Origin of the sequence: Campylobacter concisus, from assembly GCF_902460575.1 — a bacterium.
Lineage (GTDB): Bacteria > Campylobacterota > Campylobacteria > Campylobacterales > Campylobacteraceae > Campylobacter_A > Campylobacter_A concisus_AW.
Window position 1 is genome coordinate 552,702 of sequence record NZ_CABPUY010000003.1, and the last position, 14,913, is coordinate 567,614.

Consider the following 14,913-nt stretch of genomic DNA (forward strand, 5'->3'; position numbering starts at 1 on the left):
CCCTAGAAAGAGTATTTAAATGTCATTGCAGCTATCTGGACGCTACTTGCGTCAAATTCGCCAGACATTGAGCCGGTGCCAGTTTTTATATCTGTCGCACGTTTTTTGTCTCGGTGCTGATAGAGATAGCCTAGTCCTAGCTCTAAATTTGGCGTAAATTTATAGTTTGCCCCAAACGAATATGCCTGAGAGGTGGTGTTTGGAAGCTCTAGGCCAGTGTGTTCGTTGCTAGTGATATCCTCATCGTATGAAAAGCCAGCCATTAGCCTAAGCTTCTCATTTACATCGTAAGCAAGACCTATCCTATATGTGTTTGTATCCTTTGCGTTTTTAACGACTGGATCGTCCATAAACATTTTAAAAGCAGGGTGGTGTGAATGAATAGCCGTCTTGTCGTCATATTCAAAGTCATAATCTTTAAATTTAGACCAGTAAGTCCTCTCGAAAGCTAGCAAAAGGGTAAAGTCGCTAAATTTATATCCAGTTGCAAGCACTAGCTGAGCAGGCAAAGGGATCTCAACTTTTGTCTTGCCATGATAACTTATAGGTGCGAGCTGTCCGTTAAAATCAGCGTCAGCACTACCTTTAAGCTCTAAATTTACCTTCGAGCGGTAAGTCACCGCAAAGCTTAGATCCTCGATAGGTCTATATGTAAGAGCTACGTTGTAGCCGTAGTTTATCCCATCGCCTTGTATCTCTCTGTAGCCAAAACGTCCAAAGTCACTTGCTATCTTGCCCTTGCTATAAACGCCTCTAGCTCCCAGAGCAATGGCAAGTTTGTCATTTATGCGGTAAGCCACGGTTGGATTTAGCTCGACAACTTGTAGTTTAAACCTCTTGCCAGTAAAAGCAGTCTCTGGATCCTCCCACGAGATGCCAACAGCAGCGGGCACAGCAAGAGCTAGTCCAAATCTCCAGTTTTCATAAATTTCTGGCGTTACAAAGCTAAATGTGCCAGCTAGTGAGTCAAATTTCTCTGAGCTGTAGCTCTTGCCACCATCGCTTTTAAAGTCGATGGAATTTATATGAAACCAACCAAGCGTGCTTTCAAAATGGTGAAGCCCGTCTAAAAACATCATATTTGCAGGGTTAAAATAAGCCGCATCAGCCCCAAAACTAAAGGCTACGTTACTAGCAGCAAGCCCTAAAGAATCAGCACTTTGCTCAGGGACCTTATAACCCCCAGCATTTAATAAAGAACACGTCGCAACAATGCTTAAAAGCACTCTTTTCATAGCTTTTCCTTTTCTAGGTTTCTTAAAATTTTGATCTCATCTTCCCAAATACTCTCGTCAATCGTCTCTAAAATCAAGGGAATTTCGCCTATTTTATCATCATTTATTATATTTTCAAAAGCGCCAAGCCCAAGCTCGCCCTTGCCAAGGCTCTCGTGTCTGTCTTTTTTTGAGCCAAGTCCAAATTTAGCGTCATTTAGGTGCATGCCAGATAGAAATTTATAGCCGATGATCGCATCAAATTCGCCCATCGTCTTAGCGTAAGCCTCTTTGCTTCTTAGATCGTACCCAGCGGCAAATGCGTGGCAAGTATCGATGCAAACGCCAACTCTGCTCTCATCGTCTGCTCGCTCGATCAAATATGCCAGCTGTGCAAAATCAAAGCCTAAATTTGAGCCTTGTGCGGCTGTGTTTTCAATGACTAGTTTTACGCCACTCGTGCGTTTTAGCGCTTCGTTTATGCATCTAGCGATGTTGTCTAGGCACTCATTTTGGCTTATTTGCTTTAGGTGTGAGCCTGGGTGAAAATTTAAAAGCTTTAGCCCAAGCTTGCTAGCTCGCTCTATCTCGTCTATAAAGGCTTCAAGGGATTTAGCTCTTGCCTCTTTTTCTGGATGGCCTAAATTTATGAGGTAGCTTGCGTGTGGCAAGACGTGATCAGCGCTTATGCCAGAGGCTTTTAAATTTGCTTTAAACTGCTCTATTTCGCCCTCGCTTAGCTCTTTTGCGCTCCACTGGCGCTGGTTTTTTGTAAAAAGCGCAAAGGCATTTGCTCCTATTTTTGCAGCATTTATCGGTGCGTTAAAGACGCCTCCAGCCGCACTTACGTGAGCTCCAATGTATCTCATTTTAACTCTTTTATTATCACTTTTATTTTATTTTTACTATCGATAAATTTGACGTAGTTATCGCAAACTTCGTATTTTATAAAATAAGAACTTAGATCTTGTCTAAAGCCGCACTCTGTGGTGCTTAGACCTTTGCCATCATAAATTTTTTGCCTTTGTAAAATCTCTTCAAAAAGGCTCTCATAATGCGGCGCTAGAAAAAATTTCTCGTTAAATTCAGTCTTTTTAAAACAAGCGCTATTTACGCAAATTTTGTCCTTTATATTGATATTTGCGGTATTTATGCCAGAGCTATAAATTTGTAAATTTAGATCATTTTTATAAATGTGAAAAAATCCAACATCATTTATCTTTATCATCGGAGAAAATAAAGTGACCTGAAAGGCTTGTGAGCTTTGCGGTGTTTTAGTCGCAACACAGCCTGAAAAAATGAGAGCAGATAATAAAACAAGTGGAAATTTCTTCAACGATTTGTCCTTTTATGTAAATTTAAGTTAAAAAGTAATATAATCCCAACTTCATAACCGACCGTGGCCCATTCGTCTAGCGGTTAGGACATCGCCCTTTCACGGCGGTAACACGAGTTCGAGTCTCGTATGGGTCACCACTTCTAAAAGACAAAATCTTATCCACATAAGCTTTAAAATCTAGTTAATCCAAATTTCAAGCTTTCTAAAAATAAATTCTTAAATTTTCGTTTTGTAAAAAGAGATCAAATTTCACGTCTAGCAAAATTTAAAAAAGAGGTTTCGCGCGAGTATAAAAGCAAAAAGCAGTTAAATTTACATCTGATGTGGCTTGCCTAGTAAAAATCCCTGTGCATACGAAATTCCAAATTTCTTTATATATTCTAAAATTTCTTCATTGCTCACAAACTCAGCCACTATCTTATAGCCTTGTCTTCTAGCAAAGCTCACGATAGTCTCAACCAAAACCCTTGCGTTTTCATCAGTTGGTAGCTTTTTGATGATCGAGCCATCTATCTTGATGTTATCGATATCAAGCTCTAAAATTCGGTAGTAGTTAGAGTAGCCAGAGCCAAAGTCATCGATTGAGATTTTACATCCATATTTCTTAGCTCTTTTTATAAATTCATTTGCCATGCCGTAGTCGCTAAGCTCTTCGCTCTCTAGCATCTCAAAGCAAACTCTACTTGGATCTGGGCAGCTCTCTAGCTTTTCGTCTAAAATTTCTCTCACACCAGGATCAGTTAGATCCGAGCTTGAAAGGTTGATAGAAAATGTATAGTCTGGATATTTTTTAACTAGATCAAAGGCTAGGGCGATCACTTTTTTTGTTATCTGAAGATAAAGTTGCGTTTTCATCGCGATCTCTAAAAACTCGCCTGGGTAGCGGATCTTGCCGTTTTGATCGACTATACGCACCAAAACTTCGTAGTATTTTGCCTCTGTCTCATTTTTATGCACGTTAAAAATTCCCTGACACTCAACTATCACCTTGTCGTTTTCTAGGGCGTATTCGATGAGTTCGGTTATGAGTTGGTTTTTATAGTATCTCATCTCGATCGCATCGTTTTCTAGGTAGTAGTAGATCTCGTTGCCGCTATCGCTTGCTTGTTGATTGGCTAGGATTGACTGCATTAGGCGGTTTGTTTGCGGTGTGTCATTTGACAAAGAGACGCCAAGAGTTATCTTGATGCCAGGTAGGTTTTCAAATTTACCGTCTATCTCGATATTCATCCTGCTAAAGTTAAAATACTCTTTTATAAAGCCGATATCTCTAACGATGTCATCACCTTGATACCAGATGTAAAACGCATCATCTTGAAACCTAAATAGCTCAGCATTTATAGAGTAGGTATCAACGCAGAGTTTTAGCGTATTTGCCACCGCTTTTAGCATGGCTTCGATGACCTTGTTTTGGTAGAAAAATCTTAGCATCTTATAGTTTTTGATGCTTATGCTGATCAAAATTCCATCTTTTTTCGCCTCTATCATCTCAGTCAAAGCGAAGTAGTTGCCAAAGCCAGTTAGCTTGTCGATTGAGGATTGAATTTTTATCTGCTCATTTTTTTGAGTTAGCTCTTTAAGCATGCTAAGCTCTTTTGTCCTATCAAGCTTTATAGCCATGTAGCCCTCTAGCTTACCCTCAAAGAAAAATGGCGCAAAACGCACCTTCTCATAAAGCAGCTTGCCACTTTTTGTCCTGCTTATGAGCTCGTCGCTCTCCCATGAGATGTGCTTATTTATAGCATTTCTTATCTCAGCGTAAAAGCTCTCTGGGTGCATGTTTGATTTTAAAATTTTAGGACTTTTGCCGACAACATCTTTTAGTTTATAGCCAGTTTTTGACTCAAAGGTTTTATTTACATATAAAATTTTATTGTCATTGTCGCAAAAGACTATCGAGCTGTGTCCTGCATCCACTGTCGTTTTTAGTAGTTTTATCTGCTTTAGCTGTTTAGTTAGTACCCTTGCTTGGTAAAAGGTCAGTGCGCAAAATAGCACGAAGCTGATAAGACAAAGCACTTGCATTATCACTATATTTCGTATCATTATGCTGTAAGAGGCTAGGGTATCATCTCTAAATTTTCTTAGCTCTTGTCCAAGTTTTAGATCAACAGAGTCTTTAGCTATGGCGCTTAGGTTTTTTGCAAATTCAAGAGCGTAAGTTGCCTTATTTAGCACCAAGATCGCTTTTGCGTCATTTTTGTAGATATCTTTATACTTTAGTATCTGCTCTTTTGTTTGATTTAGCGTTTCGGGGCTAATTATGGCTGAGCTTTTTATCGCGTGAAATATCACATTAAGCGCATCTAGCTTCTTCTCTGATGCTATTTCAAACTCACCTGATAAGATATAAGCAGCCATTGACGAGCTAGCGTAGTTTGACCTATCTACAAGCCTTTGTTTTTTTAAAAAGTCGTCGTTTATGAGCTTTAAAGTTTTGGCATTTTTCTCTTGGTAAAAGACCTGTATGATGGCATTTAGCTCATCAAGCTTGGTTAAATTTTGATCAAAACTTCTTAAATTTTTATTTACATCGTCGTAGTTTAAGCGAAGTACGTTGTTCTCTAGGGTGAAGCTTAGCTCATTATCTAGTAAGATAAGACTTAAGATCGTATCGTTAAATTTACTAACAGCAGTAACTGCTTTATTTGCCATATAGATGTAAGCTGAGCTAAAGAAAAAGACGATCGCTAGGACGATTAAGATGATATTTGCTTGTCTTTTATTCATTTAGTATCCTAGGTCTGCGTCCATTTAGTGTTAGCAAAAATTTATAAATTTGCTCCAGCTCTTCGCTACTTAGTGTGTGGATCAGCTGATGATAGCTCACAAAGCCTATGACCTCTTTTAGATCGCTCATTTCGCCACTGATTAGATATGGAGCTGTTCTTGTTACATTTCTAAGCGAAGGCACACGCATAAGGCGCCTGCTCTCACTAGCATCCTTTAAGCCCACGTTTTGCATCAAATTCCCACCTAAATTTCTACCATTATGGCATGCCACACAGCCTACTTTATTAAAGAGCTCAAAGCCCTTTTTTGCCTCAGCGTTTATGGAGTCGTCATTGCCAGCTAGATACTCATCAAATGGCGAATCTATACTTAAAATAGCCTTTTCAAATTCTGCCAAAGCACCTACTATATTTTCATAGTTTATACCATCACTATATGCATCATTAAACAAAATCCCATACTCGCCTATGCTTTTTACTTTTTTTACTATCTCATCTTTGTTTGAATTTAGCTCATTTCTAGAATTTATCGACTCTTTTACCTGATCTTTTAAGCTTCTTACTCTGCCATCAGTAAAAAATAGAAAATTTAAAGCCGAATTTAGCACGCTAGGTGGGTTTATGACGCCCTTTTGGCTGGTGTAAGATGAGTTTGTACCGCTTAAATTCCAGTATAAGTTGTGGCAAGTTTCGCATGAGTAGTTTTCGGTGGTGCTTAGTCTTTTGTCAAAAAAGAGCTTTTTGCCGATGTAGGCTTGTTTTTCGTCATATTTTGATGAAAGCACTGGCTCAAATGATGAATTTGCGCTCAAAATACAAAAAGATACTACCATCCAAAATAAAACTTTTTTCATAAAATCTCCATATTCTTGAGCGTCATTATAGCGGAATTCTTTTTCATAACTACCAAATCGGCTAAATTGTAAAAAATTTAGTTTTTATTTGCCTTTTGAAAAAAATGTTGTATAATCCGCGAAAAATTATACAAATTTCAAGGAGGAACCATGAAAAAAGGTTTTACAATGATCGAGTTGATCTTCGTGATCGTTATTTTAGGCATATTAGCCGCAGTCGCTATACCAAGACTAGCTGCAACAAGGGACGATGCAGAGATAGCTAAAGTTGCTACAAACATTCAAACGCTTGTTTCTGATCTAGGCTCATACTATACATCGCAAGGTAAATTTACTGTAACAACTGGTACGCCAACTGACATATCAGCTATGACAAACGTTTCAAACCCAGTTAAAGCCAAAGCCGATGCATGTTTAACAATAGGTGCAATAGGTACAACAAATACGGATGAGATCACTGCAACCCCCGGTATAACTGGCTTATGTAAGCAAGTATGGGATTTGCCGGGATTACAAAATATAAAAAAATTAATTGTAAGCACCAGCAATAATAAAACAACAAATACACTTAAATTTGGTGGCATGGGCGTAAAATACGAATAATTTAAGCTCGTTAGCTTTTTTGGCAAGGAGAAATTCCTTGCCATCTCTCTTTAAACTTTTCTTAAAAATTTATTTTTCATTTATAAAAATTCTAGCTATAATCTCGCAACTTCAAATTCAAGGATGAAGTAATGAAAAAAGCTTTTACTATGATCGAACTAATTCTCATTATAGTTGTCATTGGAGTATTAGCCGCGGTCGCTATCCCAAGGATCAGCGCTACAAGAGATGATGCGGTCTTAGTAAAGACTATGGCGGAGATTAGAACTGCTATAGAAGAGATAAATGCCTACTATATATCACAAGGCAAACTAGCCCTTGATACTACAAACAATAAAGTTAAATTTAAAGAGATGACAAATGCTGGGGTTGTGGATAGCTCTGGTGATCTTGGCTTTTTTGCCAAAAATGAAAGGTGTATTTCATTAAAATTCTTTGTTGCAGACCAAAGCTGCTTGGGAGTAGATATCAGCGAGCAAGGCTTATGTAAAAAGCTTTGGGAAGCTCCAGAATTTAAGCGCTTTAGTCAGACCATGATAAAGCCAGCACAAGGAGCATTGCCAGCTCATATCAGCTTTAGTGCTGCTCGCATTGTCTTTTAGCTAGATATTTTTCAAAAAGCTTTAAAGTCTGAAATTTACACTTAATTCTTGAAAATTTATAAAAATAAAGTCCAAAACTAATTTTTTCTTGACAACAATAACATTTTTAGATACAATGCGACTTTTTAATGAGGTAGTGGCATAAACTTACAAACACGACTCAGGCGGGGTGTAGCGCAGTCTGGTTAGCGCATCTGGTTTGGGACCAGAGGGCCGAAGGTTCGAATCCTTTCACCCCGACCATGTTAAATGGTGAGTGTAGCTCAGTCGGTTAGAGCATCAGATTGTGGTCCTGAGGGTCGTGGGTTCGATTCCCATCACTCACCCCATTTTGGGCGCTCGTAGCTCAATTGGATAGAGCGACAGACTTCGGATCTGTAGGTTATGGGTTCGACTCCTATCGGGCGCGCCACTTGAAAGACTTTATGCGCTCATAGCTCAGCTGGATAGAGCAACGGCCTTCTAAGCCGTAGGCCTCAGGTTCGAATCCTGATGGGCGTACCACTTATTATTGTTGTGCGGATGTGGTGAAATTGGCAGACACGCCAGACTTAGGATCTGGTGCCCCACGGCGTGGAGGTTCAAGTCCTCTCATCCGCACCATCTTTTTTTAAACTCCATTTTAAAACTTTCAGAAACTCGATTTTCATTTGAATTTATCAAATTTTCTTATTCAAAATTTAGTAGAAATTTTCATTTATCAAATGATCCGCATTAAATTTATAAAATTTATAGATCAAATTCTTAAATTTGCACCATTAGAAATAAAGAGATAATAAGAAGCATAGGGCAAGTGTGGGTAGTGTTTAGACTACCATTTCCGTGCTATTTGGAAACGCGCGAAGGTCGGGCTTGATGAGCTATTTTGAGCCATTTTTGACGAGTTTGATAACGCACTTTTGGGTTAAACAAGATCGATCAGTGCGGGATAGAAAGATCTGTTGATATAAATGTGATGGTTGGCTTGTAAAATGGTGACTGGATAGATGGTTTGTTTTTTTGGTAGCAGCGCTATTTGTGTTTTTTGTGGGATAAATCAAAGCAAATATCTTGTTTTAAATGGCTTTTTAGCGCCTGTAATGGTGCTATTTGCGAGTTTAGTGATGCTAGTAAAGCAAATATGTCATCTTAAAGAGCCATTTTGTCCTGCGCCGTAAAATGTGAAAATGGCTATGAAAGCGGTAAATTTATTTATTAATCCAGTGTCTTTGATATTTAAAACAAAATTTATATGGCAGTATGATTGATATGAGCCATTAAGTAGGCATTATCTATCGTAAGAGTGTAGCACGACAATGGGCACGAGATGACTTATATAGGGCACAAATGCAAATCTTGATAAGAAAAATTTATGGCTAAATTTGGCAATTTTTATCTTTTCTAGTAATTTCATATCAAAGTTAAATTTACTACTAGGCGAGAAAGTTGTCATTGGACTGTAAGACCCGCATGAACGTTGTGTGAATATATGCGAAAATGTTGTGGCAACTGCAGTAATGCCTTTGGGTGGGATAGCTTATGTTGGGAGGCGCAACTATAAATCCCAATAAGATAAAATAACCTCTAAATTTAGCCATTTTTGGTTTAAGCCTTTAATATTTAAGGCGTAAAAATGCCAAATTTAAAATCAAATTTGAACTATTGGCAAGCATAATCTAGTGCGGTGTAATAACAACCGCGATAGTTTGGTTGCAGCCGAGGCTCTACTGCTAAATTTGAGCGCAAATTTTAAAATTCTAGGGGCTAAATTTAGTTATTTTGGGTTTAAATTTAAAAATTTAGATGTTGTGATTTCAAATAATTGTAGTGCCTGTAGTAAATTTATTGAGTAAAGGCGGCTTTTGTAGGTCGTATAATAGTAGAAGCCTATCGATTTAATAGTAAAGTTGGTTATATTTGATATGCCTCAATTTAACTGCAAACCCAAATAAGATAGAAATTTATGGCTAAATTTGTTTGCTATGGCTTAAATTTTTGAAGCTACGATACTTAAAAAAGAGACCAAATTTGCAACGAAAGCGCTAAATTTGAGCTACCAGAAAAGATGCTTTTTTATAGTTTATGTTCTAGCGATGTTCTAATGGCTCGTGATAATTGGGGATAGCTGCGGTTGATAAGCGCTTGCTAAATTTGACCATAAATAGAAATTTGCGCCTAAATTTAAACATTTTTGGAGCCAAATTCTGCTAGTAAATTTGTATCTTGAGCTAAATTTAAAGAGTAAAAACAGGGTGAATTGTGAATTTGGGCTGTTAAAATAGATGTCTTGTGTTGGTAGCAGTATTTTGAGAACTAGCGACGATAGAGCTAGCTATGAGTAGTGCTCTTATTAAATTTGACTACAAAACTTAGCAGCATGAAAATTTACGACGAAATTTAGTCGCTTCAGACATAAATCTAAATTTTACTAGCAAATTTTTAGTCAAATTTACACTTGCTTCGAAATTTACTCAGCAATCAGCTTGATCTAAAAACGCCTTTAGATAGCATTTTGTTTTTTTGAAAAGATAGAAATTTCTTTGCTTCGTATCTTTTAACTAGGCGATAAAGCGTGCCTAAATTTACGAAAATGTAAATTTAGTAGCGATCGTTTTGGTTTCATAGATAAATTCTAGCGCCAGTTGTTATTTTAGGTAAGTGATATTTAGCGCCTTAGGGCAGGTTGATTAGACTAACTATGGGTCAAATTTAAGCCACAAGATGATTTTGATTAAAAACAGCAAATGATCAAATTTAGCCCCCAAGCGAGGGCTAAATTTATATAAATTCTACAAAGATTGTAAAATTTTTGGTTTAGAAAACGCAGTGATCGGCTTGATCTCGCCTTTATATTTTTCCAAATTTGCAAGGATCGTGTGTCCGCAGTTGCTTTGAGCGATGCTAGATGTGCCTTTGTCGCGAGTTAGGACATTGACGCAGCCATGCTTGCAAAGGCTCTTCTCGCCTAGCACTTCAGGATCGTACCACGCACCCTCGCAGATGGCGATGACGTGCTCTGGGATGATGTCAGTGACAAGCGCACCGACTAAAATTTCGCCCCTGTCGTTAAATACTCTCACCACGTCGCCAGTTGCTATGCCTTTTGCTTTGGCGTCATTTACGTTTATTAACATTGGCTCGCGCGCGCATACTTCAGCGTAGTTTCTGATTATTGAGTTATTTAGCTGTGAGTGGAGGCGGTATCTTGAGTGCGGGGTTGTGACGCTAAATGGATACTTTTTGGCTTTTTCGCTGCCAAGCCACTCAAACGGCTCGATCCAAGCAACGTGTGGCGCAAAGTCTTTGTAGCCAAATTTAGCGATAGTTGGAGAGTAGAGCTCTATTTTGCCAGATGGCGTGCCTAGGCGGTTTTTGTGAGGATTTTCTCTAAATGCGCTAAGCCTTGTGTAGTATCTGCTAGCTTCGTCATCTTGCTCAAATCTAACATATCCCTCTTTCCAAAACTCATCAAAGCTTGGCATCTTGACATTTATGCCCTTAGCTTGCTCGGCTGCGTCTGCGTAAAATTCTTTCGCCCAGCCAAGCTCATCTTTACCCTCTGTAAAGACCTCTTCTCTGCCCCAGCGTTTGCAGATTTGTGAGCAGATCCAGTAGTCGCTCCTGCTCTCGCCCATAGGCTCTACGACAGGCTTGTAAGCCACGATGTACTCGTTTGTAGGCACGCTTTGGTTGATGTCATTTCTCTCGACTTCAAGGGCTACTGGCAAGACGATGTCGCTTAGTTTTGCTGTGCTCGTCCAAAATGGCTCAGCTGTTATTACGGTGTCAAATTTACGCCACGCTTTTACAGCGTTATTTACGTCTTGATGCCTTGTAAACATCGATCCAGACGCCATGTAAGCCACTCTCATGTGTGGTAGCTTGATCTTTGAGCCGTCATAGTCTATCTCTTTGCCAGGGTTTTGCAAAGCCTCGATCGATCTTGAAGATGGGATGGTGACGTTTTTAAATTTCTTCCAAGGAGCGCCATCTACGTTGTCGTATTTCTCGCTGATGCTGGTGCTGATGCCTTTTAGCGACGGAGCGATCTTGTCTGTAGCGCCATTTGCGTAGTTGAGGTTAAACTCAAATCCAAGACCCTCTTTGCCTATCTGACCTAGCATCGCACTAAGTGTTACTATGCCCCAAAAGCTCATCTCGCCGTGATCTTGTCTTTGAAGCGATCTGCCTGCGATGATGATGCTTGGCTCTTTTGCAAGTGCTGTTGCAAATTTAGCGATATCTTCGGCTTTTACGCCGCAAATTTTGCTCGCCCAGTTGATATCTTTTACCACCTTGTCGGTTGTGCCAAGTAGGTAGTCTTTAAATTTATTAAAGCCAACTGTGTATTTTTTGATAAATTCTTCGTCGTAAAGCTTATTTTCATATAGATAGTGGCACATGCCAAGCATCATTGCTACGTCGGTATTTGGACGAACGATGATAGCTTCAGAGTCAAGGTATCTTGTGGTGTCGTTTTTAAAGACGCAAACGCTATAAGTTTTTATGCCTGCCTCTTTTATCTTTTTGATGCCAATATAGCCATCATGTGTTGGTGGCTGCCATGAAATTTGACCAGTTACAAGTGGGTCAGTGCCCCAAAACACAACATTTTTAGCGTTTTTAGCGATAGCCTCCCACTTTGTCGGAGCATCATAAACGGCGCTGTTGCCTAAAACGTGAGGCATGATGACAAGGCCAGCTCCCGTTGAGTAGTCGCCGCTCTCTTCTACGTATCCGCCAAGCACTTTTAGCATCCTGTGACCAACAGTCCTACCCCAGCTGATCTTACCGCTACCGCCCCACCAGTAGCACTCGCCGTAGATGCTCTCAGGGCCATATTTGTCAAAATTTTCTTTTAAGGCTTTTGCTGCTAGATCAAGGGCAGTCTCCCAGCTAACGCGCACAAATTCCTCTTTGCCACGAAGCTCGCTCTTTGCTGCGCCTTTTGCTTTTAAATAGCTCTTTCTCACGTATGGATAGAGTACGCGGCTCTCGTTTTGGATGAGGTCTGGCAAGCTGTTGTTCATGGTATTTGGAAATTTATCGCCCTCAAATGGATCGACGGAAACGATTTGGTTTGAGTTGGTATTTGCCCAAAATAGGCCAAATCTATTTGCGCCAAAGGTCTTGCTTTGATCAAAGATGGTCTTTGTCACACCCTCTATCTTGTTTGCCTGCGCTGCTGTGGCAGCAAGTGCAGAAAATTTTATAAAATCTCGCCTTTTCATATTTTCTCCCTTATGAAAATTTATTTTACTTTTTTGGCATTGTGTTGTAGGTATTTAAGCACTAAATTTAGATCAGTTTCATCAAGTGCAACAAATTTCGCATCGACCATACCAGATAAATTTGCTGGCCACTGAGCAGCTGTAAAGCTGTTTGGCTCATGCAGCCTGTGACATGCTGAGCAGGTCTCTTCGTAAATTTTCTTTGCCTTTGCGTAAAGCTCTTTTTGGTTGCCACCAAGTGCGTCATTTGGCACTTCATAAATGCCATCAGCTTGGTACCAAACCTCTCCGTAGTCATCTTCAAGGTCTTTTACTTTTTTGAAATTTGCCTCGCTCTCTTCATCAAAAGCTACAAAGACTTCAGGATCTTCTACGCTTCTTTGAAGCTGAGCCAAGTAGTTTGCCGACACTACACCACTAACCTTGATCTTACTCGTTTTATCGCCTTTTTCTAAGACTTCAACTGGCGTTAAAACCTCGATCTTACCGATCATCTTGCCATCAAGTGTTATGTTTGCATCTTTTGCGATCACATCAGCACCAAAGGCAAGACTACATGCTAGCACTGGGGCTAAAAATAGCATTTTCATTTGACAATCCTTAAAAAAAGAAATTAAATGAATTTTATAACCAGCATGCTTAAAATTATATTGATATATTTAGAGAAAAGTGAGTATTTTAGGAGGTTTTAAAGGGGTAAAGTAAATTTAAAGTTATAAAAATAGGGCGATCGCTCGCCCAAATTTACTTTAAGGATTATTTCTTCATCTGGATAGCAGTTTGTATCATCTCATCACTTGTCGTGATACTTTTTGCGCTCGCTTCGTAGGCCTTTTGCGTGACGATCACCTCGCTTAGTGCTTGACCAAGATCGACGTTACTCATCTCAAGCTTGTTTGCTAAAATTTGCGCTCCATAAACGGTCTCGCCAGCTTTATTTTTGTAAAAAAATGGCTCGCCAGAGTTGGCTGTGGCTTCATAGAGATTGTCGCCAACCTTTGCCACGCCTTGGTCATTTATAAAGTGATAAAGGGCTACTTTTGCCACTGGAAATGCACGAGTGTTGTCGAAATTTGCCATGATGTTGCCACGATCATCGACGCTATATTTTGATAAAAGCCCCTCAGCGTAGCCATCTCTTTTTATGTTGAAGTCTTTTCTAGCGTTTGCTGAGCTTGTCATGCCATTATAAACGTCCGCATCGCCGTCGCCCTCGAAGTTTAAATTTACACTGCCAACGCTTGTTAGTGTATTTGCCACAAGCCTGCCACTGCCATTAAATGTAAGCGAGCCCATCGCTGTATTTTGCACGGCTCCGCTAGCATCAGTTATCGTTGCCACCGCGTCCCAGATAGTCTGGTCACCAGTTTGCGGGATCTGCTTGGTTAAATTTATAGTGACCAAGCTCTTCGTGCCGTCTGCGTTGTAGATGTCAGAGGTTAATTTCTCTTTGTTTGGCACTTCAACGAGCGAGGTGACTTCAGCATTTACCTCTAAATTTGCAAAATCCATAAATTTAAGGCTCTTGTCGTTTATCTGCCAAGTGCCGTCACCCTCAAGTGTGGTTGAAAACTCGCTAAATTTACCATCTCCGTCTTTTACTTTTACGACCACGCTGTCACCAGCTTTTGCGCCAAGTGATGTGGTGCTTAGCGGGATCTGTCCGTTTAGTGAGATCGTCTTGTTTGTATTATCAAGCGTGTAGGCGTATTCGCTAGCCTCAAGAGCTGTCGTTTTTTTATCTGTTATGCGGCTTGAGTTTAGGTTGCCTTTTAGGCTGATGTTTGTAGTAGCCTCAGCTGGCATAAATAAAAAATGAGGCAGTGTTATGCCCTTTTGCGAGCCAGGATCGCCAAGACTCAGCTCCTCTTGCGAGACCGTGTAAGCTTGTGGGGCGCTTGAGGTTTGACCATATTTTTTAAGAGCGCTCGCACTTGGCGTGGTTGGAGTGAAATTTGCAAGCGTGCCAAGGAGTAAATTTCCCCTAGTATCTACTAAATTTCCAGCCGCATCTATGTCAAAAGTGCCTGTTCTTGTGTAGTAGTTTTTGCCTGTTTTATCGACAACGCCAAAGAAGCCATCTCCGCCTATGGCAAGGTCAAAGTTGTTATCAGTGCTTTGAAAGCTACCATTTGACATATCAAGTGCAGTCGTTTGCTTGGTAGCTCCAAGTCCCACTTGATCGCTAGTTGGGCCACTTCCTGCTGAGACTAGGTTTTGGTTTATTAAATTTTTAAACTCAGGGATTGAAGCTTTGAAACCGACATTGTTTATGTTTGAGATGTTGTTTGACCAAACATCCATGCCAAAGCTTTGCGTCTTGATGCCGCTAACCCCGTTGTAAAAACCTCTCATCATG

The 14,913-nt window shown here is 39.9% G+C and carries 10 protein-coding genes and 6 tRNA genes; 8 read left to right on the forward strand and 8 right to left on the reverse strand.

Going from position 1 to position 14,913, the window contains the following annotated elements:
* Positions 1-2 precede the first annotated feature (2 nt).
* Genes F3G76_RS09205 through F3G76_RS09215 form a run of 3 tightly spaced genes read right to left on the reverse strand, consistent with a single transcriptional unit; the run spans position 3 to position 2,550 of the window.
* Positions 3-1,235 (reverse strand): OmpP1/FadL family transporter, encoded by a 1,233-nt coding sequence (locus F3G76_RS09205; RefSeq protein ID WP_149706522.1) that lies wholly within the window; start codon positions 1,233-1,235, stop codon positions 3-5.
* Positions 1,232-2,083 carry a deoxyribonuclease IV gene (nfo, locus tag F3G76_RS09210; RefSeq protein WP_149706523.1) on the reverse strand — a complete coding sequence of 284 codons (852 nt, stop codon included), beginning with the start codon at positions 2,081-2,083 and terminating at the stop codon, positions 1,232-1,234. Before nfo ends, F3G76_RS09205 begins: the two co-directional genes overlap by 4 nt.
* Complete coding sequence (locus F3G76_RS09215; RefSeq protein WP_149706524.1) at positions 2,080-2,550, reverse strand: hypothetical protein; 471 nt, start codon at positions 2,548-2,550, stop codon at positions 2,080-2,082. Before F3G76_RS09215 ends, nfo begins: the two co-directional genes overlap by 4 nt.
* A 65-nt stretch (positions 2,551-2,615) precedes the next feature.
* Here F3G76_RS09215 and F3G76_RS09220 point away from each other — a divergent pair.
* Positions 2,616-2,690 (forward strand) — tRNA-Glu (locus F3G76_RS09220).
* A 175-nt stretch (positions 2,691-2,865) separates the two neighbouring features.
* On the opposite strand, the gene F3G76_RS09225 is transcribed toward F3G76_RS09220, so the two are convergent.
* Entirely contained in the window at positions 2,866-5,283 is a 2,418-nt protein-coding gene (locus F3G76_RS09225) for a bifunctional diguanylate cyclase/phosphodiesterase (RefSeq protein WP_149706525.1), read from the reverse strand.
* On the reverse strand, positions 5,276-6,139 hold the full coding sequence (locus tag F3G76_RS09230) for a cytochrome-c peroxidase (protein ID WP_149706526.1): 864 nt from the start codon (positions 6,137-6,139) through the stop codon (positions 5,276-5,278). The genes F3G76_RS09225 and F3G76_RS09230 overlap by 8 nt, the downstream gene beginning before the upstream one ends.
* Before the next feature lie 150 nt (positions 6,140-6,289).
* On the opposite strand from F3G76_RS09230, the gene F3G76_RS09235 reads away from it, so the two are divergent.
* The 7 genes from F3G76_RS09235 to F3G76_RS09265 all read left to right on the forward strand — a co-directional run bounded on the left by F3G76_RS09235 (position 6,290) and on the right by F3G76_RS09265 (position 7,947).
* Entirely contained in the window at positions 6,290-6,742 is a 453-nt protein-coding gene (locus tag F3G76_RS09235; protein ID WP_149706527.1) for a type II secretion system protein, read from the forward strand.
* A 131-nt stretch (positions 6,743-6,873) separates the two neighbouring features.
* Positions 6,874-7,344: a hypothetical protein gene (locus tag F3G76_RS09240; RefSeq protein WP_021087022.1), complete on the forward strand. Its 471-nt coding sequence runs from the start codon at positions 6,874-6,876 to the stop codon at positions 7,342-7,344.
* Between the two features lie 165 nt (positions 7,345-7,509).
* A tRNA-Pro gene (locus tag F3G76_RS09245) sits at positions 7,510-7,587 on the forward strand.
* A 9-nt stretch (positions 7,588-7,596) separates the two neighbouring features.
* Positions 7,597-7,673: transfer RNA gene (locus F3G76_RS09250), tRNA-His, on the forward strand.
* 6 nt (positions 7,674-7,679) lie between these two features.
* Positions 7,680-7,756, forward strand: a tRNA-Arg gene (locus tag F3G76_RS09255).
* Positions 7,757-7,771: 15 nt separating this feature from the next.
* Positions 7,772-7,848, forward strand: a tRNA-Arg gene (locus tag F3G76_RS09260).
* Between the two features lie 14 nt (positions 7,849-7,862).
* Positions 7,863-7,947 (forward strand) — tRNA-Leu (locus F3G76_RS09265).
* A 2,165-nt stretch (positions 7,948-10,112) separates the two neighbouring features.
* On the opposite strand, the gene F3G76_RS09270 is transcribed toward F3G76_RS09265, so the two are convergent.
* The 3 genes from F3G76_RS09270 to F3G76_RS09280 form a co-directional block, all read right to left on the reverse strand.
* Positions 10,113-12,554: a molybdopterin-dependent oxidoreductase gene (locus F3G76_RS09270; protein WP_149706528.1), complete on the reverse strand. Its 2,442-nt coding sequence runs from the start codon at positions 12,552-12,554 to the stop codon at positions 10,113-10,115.
* A gap of 20 nt (positions 12,555-12,574) precedes the next feature.
* On the reverse strand, positions 12,575-13,144 hold the full coding sequence (locus tag F3G76_RS09275) for a hypothetical protein (RefSeq protein WP_149706529.1): 570 nt from the start codon (positions 13,142-13,144) through the stop codon (positions 12,575-12,577).
* Positions 13,145-13,310: 166 nt separating this feature from the next.
* A complete protein-coding gene (locus F3G76_RS09280) occupies positions 13,311-14,912 on the reverse strand; it encodes a flagellar hook-basal body complex protein (RefSeq protein ID WP_149706530.1) in 1,602 nt (533 codons plus the stop codon).
* Position 14,913 lies beyond the last annotated feature (1 nt).